8 protein-coding genes and 1 pseudogene are annotated in these 10930 nt (G+C 60.9%); all 9 read left to right on the top strand.

Translation table 11 applies throughout. From position 1 onward, the window contains the following. A pseudogene (locus ACP15S_RS19800) lies at positions 1-312 on the top strand (plasmid partitioning protein RepB); the annotation flags it as partial. A gap of 164 nt (positions 313-476) precedes the next feature. Next, positions 477-1742, top strand: a complete 1266-nt coding sequence (repC, locus tag ACP15S_RS19795) for a plasmid replication protein RepC (protein ID WP_425041370.1) — start codon at positions 477-479, stop codon at positions 1740-1742. A gap of 61 nt (positions 1743-1803) precedes the next feature. Next, positions 1804-2967 carry an ATP-binding protein gene (locus ACP15S_RS19790; protein ID WP_425041378.1) on the top strand — a complete coding sequence of 388 codons (1164 nt, stop codon included), beginning with the start codon at positions 1804-1806 and terminating at the stop codon, positions 2965-2967. Between the two features lie 273 nt (positions 2968-3240). After that, the gene (locus tag ACP15S_RS19785) at positions 3241-4140 is read left to right on the top strand and encodes an ArdC family protein (protein ID WP_425041369.1); all 900 of its coding nucleotides are present in this window, start codon (positions 3241-3243) and stop codon (positions 4138-4140) included. Between the two features lie 768 nt (positions 4141-4908). Next, on the top strand, positions 4909-5958 hold the full coding sequence (locus ACP15S_RS19780) for a C4-dicarboxylate TRAP transporter substrate-binding protein (RefSeq protein WP_055296280.1): 1050 nt from the start codon (positions 4909-4911) through the stop codon (positions 5956-5958). Between the two features lie 78 nt (positions 5959-6036). Beyond that, positions 6037-6552, top strand: a complete 516-nt coding sequence (locus ACP15S_RS19775; protein ID WP_055296279.1) for a TRAP transporter small permease — start codon at positions 6037-6039, stop codon at positions 6550-6552. Continuing rightward, entirely contained in the window at positions 6552-7889 is a 1338-nt protein-coding gene (locus ACP15S_RS19770) for a TRAP transporter large permease (protein WP_055296278.1), read from the top strand. The genes ACP15S_RS19775 and ACP15S_RS19770 overlap by 1 nt, the downstream gene beginning before the upstream one ends. Before the next feature lie 14 nt (positions 7890-7903). Beyond that, positions 7904-8728: an IclR family transcriptional regulator gene (locus ACP15S_RS19765; protein WP_055296277.1), complete on the top strand. Its 825-nt coding sequence runs from the start codon at positions 7904-7906 to the stop codon at positions 8726-8728. Positions 8729-8820: 92 nt separating this feature from the next. Next, complete coding sequence (locus tag ACP15S_RS19760) at positions 8821-10926, top strand: 3-hydroxyacyl-CoA dehydrogenase NAD-binding domain-containing protein (RefSeq protein ID WP_055296276.1); 2106 nt, start codon at positions 8821-8823, stop codon at positions 10924-10926. The last annotated feature ends 4 nt before the right edge of the window (positions 10927-10930 follow it).

The raw sequence follows: 10930 nt of genomic DNA, 5'->3' as shown, positions 1-10930 counted from the left end.
GTGGCCGACCGTATCCTGGCCACGGAGGGGTTTGACCAGCTCGACAGCGACACAAAGTTCGAAATTCTGCACAGCAAGGTGACCGAGGCGGGCAGGGCACCCCGGCGCCGGGCGGCGAAAGCCACCCCGGCCAAGCGCACCTGGACCGCCGGAGAGGGCCGGATCAAGGGCGTCATCGGACGCGCGGGCCGCGCCTATACCATCTCGCTGACATCCAAGGATTCCGCAGGCTTTGGAGAGTTTCTCTCGGAGAACCTCGACCAGCTCTATGCGGAGTATCTGTCTCAATCGGAGGAGACATCGACATCATGACCTGAGGCAAAAGAAAAGCCCCCAAGCCGATCCGGCCCGAGAGCTTATCCAAATAGATTAGACACCTTCTGGATACCGCTCCCGCGAATCACTGTCAACGAAAGAACGTCGTTTTGGCGCACGGGAATCTTTTGCCTCCACAAAATCGGAGGTGAGATACAGGCATGACACAGAGCGGTTGGCGCAAGCCGACGCCGGCTCTCGGGACCGCGGATCAGCTGGCTCGAGACGGTGAACAGATTTCCATTGCCAAGACACGCAGTGTCGTCGCGGCGAAACGTGTGGGGGCCCATATCGGGCTGAAAGCGGCGGATCTTCTGCTGCTCGATACGCTTGCGGCCTTTACCCAGCCCCAGGATTGGGAAGAGGGGCGACGGCCCATCGTCTGGGCGTCGAACGCCTATCTGATGGAGCGGACCGGGTTTTCCCTGTCGACGCTCAAACGCCACGCCCGGCGCCTGGCGGAGGTCGGTGTGATCACCTTCCGGGACAGCCCGAATGGCAAACGCTGGGGCCGCCGCGATGCCGATGGTGTGATTCTCGAGGCCTACGGGTTCGATCTCGCCCCCTTGAGCGCCCGGGCCGCGGAGTTCGAGGCACTGGCGGCCGATCTGGCAGCGGAGCGCGCGCTCTGTCAGCGTTTGCGGCGTCAGATCACAATTGCCCGGCGCAGTATCCGGGCGCGCCTCGAGGCGGTCCTCGAGCGCCAGGAACACATGCCGGGGCTCCGGCGCCTGCAACAGGCCTTTGAGGCGCTTCTGGCCTGCCTTCCAGGCCCGCGTGCGACGGCCGACATGCTTCAGCGACTGGCAAATCGCTTCGCCGACCTGTTGTCGCGGGTCGAGAAGGTGTTTCTGCGGGAGGCAAAACCTGTGGATCAAAGTACCGAGATGACCAAGGAAATGGAAAATATGGACCCCAGGGAGGTCATTTCCGGACCTCACATACCAATTACAAAACAACTTCATCCTGTAATTCGTAATTCCTCAGAAAATGAGGAAGCGGCGGCCGAACCGCCCGGACCGGCACAGCCAGCGCCTGTGGCACGGACCGCATCGGACAGTGGGGCAGGGGAGGCGAACAAACCGCAGGTCGGGATCGAGTTGGGAACGATATTGCAAGCCTGCCCGGAATTCACTTCCTGGGGGCGCAATCTGGGTGGCTACATCCGCGATTGGCGCGATTTCGTGCGGGTCGCCGGTGAATTGCGGCCAATGATCGGCATTTCAGAACATGCCTGGGTCGCCGCACAGGAGCAGATGGGCAAACCCGCCGCTGCGGCTGCATTTGCCTTGGTCTTCGAGAAGGTCCATTCAGGCGAGGTCAACTCGCCGGGCGGATATCTGCGGGGCATGGTCGAAAAGGCCGGGGCAGGGGAGCTGCATCTCGAGCGCAGTTTCTTCGGTCGGCTGAGCGAGATGGCGGCGTGAGACCGGGCTTTGCTTTTCGAAAACCTTGCAAATCTTCCATGAGATGGAATAAATGCAAGGTATGATCGTGCGCAATCACCTCAAACGGGTCGAAGACGCCCTCGATGTCCAGGCGGGGGTCGTCCTTCTCGGGCCGCGTCAGGTCGGCAAGACCACGCTGGCCCAGGATATCGCAGAAACCCGCGAGGCGATCTATCTCGACATGGAGCGGACCGCGGACCGGCAGATCCTCGAGGAGCCCGATCTCTATCTCGACGCGCAGATGGGCAAGCTGGTGGTCATCGACGAGGTGCAGCTGATGCCGGGGCTGTTCGGTGCCCTTCGGGGGCAGATCGACCGGCGTCGCCGGGCCGGGCACCGCACCGGGCAATTCCTGCTCCTGGGGTCGGCCTCCAATACGTTGCTGCAGCAAAGCGCGGAATCGCTGGCAGGCCGGGTCAGCTATCACGAACTGACGCCGTTCACGCTGGATGAAGTGGGGCAGGGGGCCTTGCAGAGGCTCTGGCTGCGCGGCGGCTTTCCCGACAGCTTTCTCGCCCAATCGGACCGGGCCAGCCTGACCTGGCGCGAGGATTTCATTCGCACCTATCTCGAACGCGACATCCCGAGCTTCGGCCTGCGCATCCCGGCCGAAACCCTGCGGCGGTTCTGGACCATGCTGGCCCATGAGCAGGGCGGGCTCTTGAATGCGGCGAAGCTGGCGGCGGGCCTCGGCGTCTCTGGCCAAAGCATTGCGCGCTATCTCGATCTGCTGGTGGATCTGATGCTGGTGCGACGGCTCCCGCCCTGGCACGCGAATACCGGCAAGCGGCTCGTGAAATCGCCCAAGGTCTACATCCGCGATGCGGGCCTGACCCACGCGCTCTTGGGGATCGAGACGTCCGAGGCGCTGCTCGGTCATCCGGTGGTCGGCGGCTCCTGGGAAGGCTTCTGCATCGAAAACCTGATCGCGGCGGCCCCGCGTGGCACGGAAGCCAGTTTCTACCGCTCCTCGGCCGGGGCCGAGATCGACCTGATCCTGAAACTGCCCGGCGGGGCGCTTTGGGCCATTGAGGTCAAACGTACGACCAGTCCCAAGGTCACCCGCGGGTTCCATATCGCCGCTGACGATCTCGACGTGGCGGAGCGGCTTCTGGTCTATGCCGAGACCCGCGACGTGCCGGGGCAAGGCGGGCTGCGTGCCATGCCGCTGTCGGCCGTAATCGACCGGCTGCGCGCGCTCTAGGAGCGCGTCTCCGCCTGGGTTCCCGACCAATCCGCGGCCCAAGCCCCGATGACACGGGGGCTGATCAATCCTCGACCCGCCTGCCAGCTGCGCCTCCCGTCAGGTCCCCCGTGCGAGCAGGGGAGCGCGGGCCTGACAGACGCCGCCGCCAGCGCAATGGCCTGCCCGCGCCGGTCGCGGACGCTCCCCCGTGTTGACCATGCGCCGTCGGCTCACGGCGTCCGTCCTGCCTTTCCGCGTCCCGCACGAGGGATCTGCCGAAAGGAGGACATCATGGCAAAACGACCCGACATCTACACCCGCGTCACCGCGAAGATCATCGCCGATCTCGAAGCCGGGACCCAACCCTGGCACAAGCCCTGGAACGCCGAACACCTTGCAGGGCGGATTTCCCGACCCTTGCGGCACAACGGGGTCGCCTATCGCGGTCTCAACATCGTCCTGCTCTGGGCCGCCTCGGTCGCCAAGGGCTTCGCCGCGCCGACCTGGATGACCTATCGTCAGGCGCTGGAACTCGGCGGCCAGGTGCGCAAGGGCGCAAAGGGCGAGCTGGTCGTTTATGCAGACACCTTTCGCAAGACCGATACTGACGCCGCCGGTCAGGACCGTGAGGTCGCGATCCCCTTCATGAAGGGCTACACGGTCTTCAACGTCGACCAGATCGAGGGCCTTCCCGAGGCGTTCTATGCCGTCCCGGAGCCGATACTCGACACAGTCGAGCGCGATGCGGCTACAGACTCCTTCTTTGGAGCCACGGGGGCCGACATTCGTCACGGGGGAACTCAAGCCTATTACGCCGTTGATCTGGACTACGTGCAGATGCCGCCCTTCGAGACTTTCCAAGACCCTGAGAGCTACTACGCCACACTCGGTCACGAGATCACCCACTGGACCCGCCATCCCGATCGCCTGGACCGGAGTTTCGGTCGAAAGCGTTGGGGCGATGAAGGCTATGCGCAAGAGGAGCTTGTCGCGGAACTGGGCGCTGCGTTTCTGGCCGCCGATCTGGGATTGTCGCCGGAACCGCGCGCGGAGCATGCCGCCTATATCGATCATTGGCTTCGTGGTCTTCGGAGCGACACGCGATACATCTTCCAGGCCGCGGCCCATGCGCAGCGTGCAGTGGATTTTCTGCAAGGTCTGCAACCGGATCAGGACGAGGCAGTCGCTTAGGTGGTCTCAAAACAGACCTGCCTAAGGGTTCGCAGGTGACGGTTCCGAACCTTCATCGCGCCAATAATCGGTGGCGGCAATGCGGGACACAGCCGCCTTTTGCCCGTGTCGCCAATGCTTGCGCAGAAAGTCTTCGCCCTTGCAGCGCGAAAAATTCGGCGATGCAGAAGATTTCACCGAACCGGGCATTCACCCGTACTGATCTCACTGGATTTCAAACCGCTGTTTCTCTGCGTCTGATCACAAGCACCGAGGCGCGTACCTTGCTGCCGTTGGCCCGTACAGCTCTCGCTCATGCAGAAACCGATTGCACATGCAACACGTCTTCCGCCGCTGCCACATTGATGCATTGCGGTGTTCACGTTTGACTAAACCCACCAGCAGAATAGATTTTTTCACGACCCCATCGGGAAGCGCCGGGAACCCAATATGCTGGGCATCGGCAAATCCGCCCGATCTGCGCGAGATCTTGGAACTTAGAAGGCAACGTGAACGTTGATATCGCAGCGGGTGTGCTTAACCGAATGTGCGACTGCTGAGCGCCACGGGGATTTCTGCGGGCCCATAGCTGAGTTTGGCAAACTAACGTTCGCATAATTTGGGGCGATTTTGAACATGCAGCCGCTGTTCATTGTCACCCTCGAGACGGGTGTCCTGGCCACGGTTCACGGCAGAAAAACACTAAGCTTGACTCGTTGGAGCAATTTACACTATTGTTCGCATAATTGGAAATCAAAACCGCATAGTAGAATTTAGGGAGGAGACCTAATGAAACCCCTGCTAGCTTCCACCGCTACTGCACTCTGCTTGGCAGCCGCGACAATCGCGAGTGCCGAAACCACGCTGATTCTGGGAGAGGCCGGTCCGAATCGGGGCGCCCGGGCCGCAGCATTGCAGTCCTTTGCCGACGACGTAACGGCCCGTACCAACGGCGAAGTCAATATTGACATTCAATGGGGGGGCGCGCTGTTTAAGGCCAATGCGGCTGCACAATCCATTGCTGACGGGGTGGCTGACCTCGGCACAGTGATCGCAGTGTATTTCCCGCAGGAAATGCTGAGCTACAGCTTCGCCGACCTGCCTATGCGCAATGAGGATGCCTGGGTCGGAATGCGCGCGACGGACGAGTTGATGAGGACATCTGACGCGATCGCGGCCAGCCTGGCAGACCAGAACCTGGTATACATCGGCACCTTCACAACCTCGGCTGTGAATATCGCGTGCAAGGACGTGGCAATTCGCACGGTCGAGGATATCTCGGGCCTGAAGATCCGTGGTGTCGGTGCCTATGGCGACACTTTCCGGGACTTTGGTGCAAACATGGTCGCAATGCCGATCTACGATGCCTATCAGGGTCTCGATACCGGGTTGCTGGACTGCTCGCAGGGCTACTCCTACGCGGTAACCGCGCTGAAACAGCAGGAGGTCATGACCAGCTATACCCTGCTCAACTGGGGGCAGGTTGGCGCCTTGGGCATTTTCATGAACAAGGACGCCCATGATGCGCTCGACGCTGAGACGCAATCCGCGCTGTCCGAGGCCGGCATTGCGATGGCCGACAAGCTGGGTGAACTGATCACCGCGGCCAATGATGCCGCGGTCCAGACCATGCAGGAGGCCGGTATCGAGGTCATCGACCTGCCCGCGGAAGAGCGCGACAAGCTTGTGCAGAAAGGCCAGCAATATGTCGATGAATGGGTCGAGCGCGCCAATGCAGCAGGTCTCGACGGGGTTTCGCTGTTGGAGCAATACCGTGCCTTGCTAGAAAAATATGCCGGTGAGCGTGACAGCCAGGGCTATCCCTGGGCGCGCAACTGATATCGGTCGCATGTCTGCCCGCGGCGCAAGACCGGCGCCGCGGTACTTCAATGTCCCCAATCTCAACGGAGTTGACCGATGTTGCGTCGCATCGAAAGGCTGCTGCTCGACTTGGCTGTATTTGCCGTAATCGGCCTTGGTGTGTTGATCACGGCAAGCGTGCTTCTGCGGATCACCGTCAATTCCGGTATCCCCGACACAATCGTGATCGTTCGCGAGTTGATGGTCGCCGCCATCGTCCTTCCCCTGGCCGTGGCGACGTTGGAGCGGGCACATATTGTAGTCGAGTTTCTCAGCAACAAAATGCCAACCCGTGTGCAAGACTGGCTGATCGTCGGTGGGAGCATATTCGGGCTTTTCGCCCTGTCACCCCTGATCTTTGCTGGCTGGCGAGAGACCGTCCACACCATTGAGAGCGGTGCTTTTTTCTTCGGTCAGCTAAACCTGCCAAAATGGCCAGGCCGGGTGATTTTTCTGATCGGAATTTCATTTTGCTGGCTTCGGCTGCTGCTGATGGTGATCGGCGACATCCGCACGATCCGCAGCGGCGGCAGTGTGATCAAACCGACACATGAACATGAGGAGAGCGTCTGATGGACGGCACCTTAATTGGCATCGTCGCCTTCGCATCAGTCATCGGTTTGCTTGCGGTACGGGTGCCCATTGCATTTGCGCTTGCCGGTGTCGCCACGGTGGGAACCTTTGTGGTCTTTGCGTTTCGCACCGGAGCCTTTGCACCGGAGCGGGCGCTAAAGCCTACGACCTCGCTGGTGTTCTCCAACTCTTTCGACCTGATCCATTCTTACGATCTGTCGATGATCCCGTTGTTCATCGCACTTGGTCACATCGCCTATCGGGCTGAGATTACGACGAAAATATATCATGCCGCCCGGGTCTGGCTGGCGAGCGTGCCGGGCGGTGTCGCGATGGCCTCGGTTGTGGGCTGCGGCGGGTTCTCTGCCATCACCGGATCCTCCATCGCTTGTGCATCGACCATGGGCCGCATCTGCTCGCCGGAGATGCTGCGCATGGGCTACGACAAGCGGCTTGCGACCGCCAGCGTCGCGGCGGGCGGGACACTTGGGTCCCTCATTCCGCCCTCCGTCCTATTCATCATCTACGGTATCTTCACCGAAACCTCGATCAGCGCGCTGTTCCTTGCGGGCATCCTGCCCGGGATCATCTCACTGCTTGGTTTCGTTCTGGTCATCTTTGTATGGGTTCGCCGGACACCCGAAGCCGCGCCCAGGTTCGAAGGCCAGATCTCGATGCGGGATCGCGGCCGGGCTGCGTTCGAATCCTGGCCAGCCATCAGCCTGTTCGTGATTATTGTCGGCGGCATCTATGGTGGTTTCTTCACGGCAACCGAAGCAGCTGCGATCTGTGTGTCGGCCGCTGTCGCCATTGGCTTTGCGCAGGGCAAGCTTGATCTGCGCGGGCTGATTGACTCCTTGCGCGAGACCTGCGTCCAGACGGCCAGTATTTTCCTGATCGCCGCCGCTGCCAAGATCTTTGTGGCCTTTGTCGCCCTGACCGGGGTCGCGCCCGCCATCGTCAGTGCCGTGACTGAGGCACAGCTTTCTGCCGTCTTGCTGCTGGCGGCCATCGCGGTGATCTATCTGGTGCTTGGAATGTTTCTTGATCCGATCGGCATCATGGTGCTGACCCTGCCGCTGATGATCCCGCTGGTGGAAACCTACGGGTTCGATTTGATCTGGTTCGGGGTGGTTGTCATCAAACTGCTTGAGATCGGGCTGATCACACCACCGGTTGGGCTGAACGTATTTGTCATTGCCAACGTGGTGGGCAAAGAAGTTTCGATCGACAAGATCTTCTCGGGTATCCTGCGGTTTTTGACGGTTGACGTGATTGTTCTGATCCTGATCATGGCCTTCCCGGTCATTTCGCTGCTGATCCCGAATTCGATGTGATAAGGGGCCCCAAAATGTTGAGGAACGTCACGCCCAACGAGATTGAGACAGACAGAAGGTTCGCAACCACTCTTGCGCGGGGCTTAAGCGTGCTGCGGGCGTTCAGGCCATCCGATGACGGCTTGGGCAATGCGGAAATCTCGGAGCGTACAGGCATACCGAAATCCACCGTTTCCCGCCTGACTTTCACCTTGCAGAAGCTCGGCTATCTCACCCATGCGCGGCGCCATGACCGATATCGCCCCGGCCCTGCGCTGTTGGCGCTTGGCAATATGGCCAGCGCATCGATCTCTTTTGTCGATCTTTCATCACCGCTGATGCAGCGGCTGGCGGATGAAACGGGCACACTTGCCCTGTTGTTGGTCCGCGACGGGGGCAAGCTGCTGATCGTCAAGACATGGCGCCCTCGTGGGGTTGCCTCCCTCTGGCTGGAGGTCGGGCATCGTTTGCCGTTCAACGGCACCTCGTCCGGCCATGCGCTGCTCGCCTCAACCTCCGAAGAAGGGTTTGATGAGATTTTGACAGCGGCAGACGGTGATCGCGGGGTGACCCGGGATCGTGCGGAAGAGATTCGGCGCGTTGCGCACAATCAGCTAGTGACAACAGGCTTCGTCGTCACCGACCCTGGCGAGTATTTTGCAGCCAATATTCACGCGGTTGCCACTCCGTTCTACTCTCGCGACTTGAGCGAGCCTGTGATTTTCACCTGTGGCGCTTTGCCTGAGGTCCTCTCGGTGCCCCGCATGCGCACGGATGTCGGGCCGAAACTGCGCGAAACAGTCCAGGAACTTGAGCGGATGATGGGTCTCGGCGTGTCCCAAGCATATCGTGACCTGTAAGTTAGGAAAATACCGCATAGTAGAATTCACTACTGCATATTGAAATTTATAGTGTGATCCCTTATCAATCCAGTGAATCAACGAAAGGTGAAATGATGGCGTCGGTATCCTACGAAACTGTTGGCCGGGTGGCGGTGGTGACCGTCGACAATCCCCCGGTCAACGCGCTGTCCCGGGTCATCCGCAGCGGTCTGTCAGACGCTTTCGGCCGCTTTCAGACCGACGAGTCGGCCGATATTGCCGTCATCATTGGGGCTGGTCGGATGCTCATTGGCGGCGCTGACATTTCCGAATTCGGCAAGCCACCACAAAGCCCCAGCCTGCCCGACGTGATCCTCCAGATAGAACAATCTGCAAAACCTGTCGTCGCTGCCATTCACGGCATGGCATTGGGCGGCGGGCTTGAAGTTGCCCTTGGGGCGCATTACCGCATCGCGGCTCCCGGCACGCGGCTGGGTCTGCCCGAGGTCAAGCTGGGCATCATGCCCGGCGCGGGCGGGACACAGCGTATGCCGCGCCTCGTTGGTGCTGACACAGCGCTGAAAATGATCACCAGCGGCACCCCTGTGACCGAAGCTGAAGCACTCCAGTCCGGGTTGATCGATCAAATCTGCGAAGGCGTTGATATTCGCGAAGCCGCAATCGACTATGCGCAATCGCTGCTGTCCGACAATGCCCCGGCACGACCAATCAGCGGTTTGCCCCGCGCCACGGACAGTGAGGGCGTCATTCAGCAATGGCGCGCGAAGCTGCAGAAATCGTCGCGTGGCGAAGTGGCCCCGCTGGTTGCAGTCGATGCGGTGGAAGCATCGGTCCAGAAGTCCTTTGCCGAAGGGTTGAAGGAGGAACGCCGCTTGTTCCTGCATCTGATGGACACTCCCCAGCGCGCCGGGCTCATCCACGCCTTCTTTGCCGAACGCGCCGTGGCGAAACTGCCGGAAATCGCCGGTATCGCGCCCCGTGACTTCACGCGTATCGGCGTCATCGGCGGCGGCACGATGGGGGCCGGTATTGCCACTTCGGCGGTGCTGAACGGCCTGGCGGTGACGTTGGTGGAGCGGGACTCTGAGGCCGCCGACAAAGCCCGCACGACCATTGCAAGCAACCTCGACGCCGCCGTGAAACGCGGCAAGCTGAATGCCGAACGGCGTGACGCGATCCTCAATGACGCCCTCACGACCGTCACCGACTACGACGCCTTGTCCGACGTCGATCTGGCCATCGAAGCCGTGTTTGAAAGCATGGATGTGAAAAAGGAAGTGTTCGCCAAGCTCGACGAAATCCTACCGCGCGGTGCGATCCTGGCGACCAATACCTCATACCTCGACGTAGACGAAATCGCCGCCTCGACTTCGCGGCCCGAGGATGTGATCGGCCTGCACTTCTTCTCTCCCGCGCATATCATGAAGCTGCTGGAGGTGGTTGTCGCCGGCAAGACCGCGCCGGACGTGGTGTCCACCGCCTTTGCGCTGGCGAAGAAACTCCGCAAGACCGGCGTGCGTGCCGGTGTCTGCGATGGTTTCATCGGCAACCGCATCTTGTCGCACTACCGCACGGCGGCCGATCATTTGGTGCTGGACGGGGCAAGCCCCTATCAGATCGACAAGGCGCTGACCGATTTCGGCTTTGCCATGGGTCCCTATCAGGTCTCGGATCTTGCCGGGCTCGATATTGGCTACGCCACCCGCCAGCGCAAGGCGGCGGACGCCCACCCGCGTGACCGCTACCCGGCCTTCGCCGATGCGCTTTACCACAAAGGCTGGCTGGGGCAGAAAACCGGTCACGGCTATTACATCTACGAAAAGGGCGATCGCAAAGGGCAACCCGACCCCGAGGTCGAGCAAATCATCGCGCAGGCCCGCAAGGAGGCCGGCACCAGCACCCGCACCTTCACCGATGACGAGATCGTGCGCCGCTACATGGCCGCGATGGTCAACGAAGGCGCGCGCGTGGTGGAAGCCGGCATCGCGCAGCGCCCGCTCGATGTGGATGTCGTGTTTCTCTATGGCTACGGCTTTCCGCGCTGGCGCGGCGGGCCGATGAAATATGCCGATATGCGTGGCCTCGACAGCATTCTCGCCGACATCCGCACATTCGCCGAAACCGACGATCATTTCTGGACCCCCGCGCCGCTGCTGGAAAAGCTGGTGGCCGAAGGCCGCAACTTTGACAACCTGAACAAGGCCGGAAAGGAATAAACCT

It is taken from the genome of Primorskyibacter sp. S187A, assembly GCF_049800955.1.
GTDB lineage: Bacteria > Pseudomonadota > Alphaproteobacteria > Rhodobacterales > Rhodobacteraceae > JAKVBH01.
This window is presented reverse-complemented; position numbering and strand designations above follow the sequence as displayed.

Bases quoted from the DNA above. Each gene is read 5' to 3' on its own strand.
- repC (WP_425041370.1), top strand. From the start codon at position 477: ATGACACAGAGCGGTTGGCGCAAGCCGACGCCGGCTCTCGGGACCGCG.
- ACP15S_RS19790 (WP_425041378.1), top strand. From the start codon at position 1,804: ATGATCGTGCGCAATCACCTCAAACGGGTCGAAGACGCCCTCGATGTC.
- ACP15S_RS19785 (WP_425041369.1), top strand. From the start codon at position 3,241: ATGGCAAAACGACCCGACATCTACACCCGCGTCACCGCGAAGATCATC.
- ACP15S_RS19780 (WP_055296280.1), top strand. From the start codon at position 4,909: ATGAAACCCCTGCTAGCTTCCACCGCTACTGCACTCTGCTTGGCAGCC.
- ACP15S_RS19775 (WP_055296279.1), top strand. From the start codon at position 6,037: ATGTTGCGTCGCATCGAAAGGCTGCTGCTCGACTTGGCTGTATTTGCC.
- ACP15S_RS19770 (WP_055296278.1), top strand. From the start codon at position 6,552: ATGGACGGCACCTTAATTGGCATCGTCGCCTTCGCATCAGTCATCGGT.
- ACP15S_RS19765 (WP_055296277.1), top strand. From the start codon at position 7,904: ATGTTGAGGAACGTCACGCCCAACGAGATTGAGACAGACAGAAGGTTC.
- ACP15S_RS19760 (WP_055296276.1), top strand. From the start codon at position 8,821: ATGATGGCGTCGGTATCCTACGAAACTGTTGGCCGGGTGGCGGTGGTG.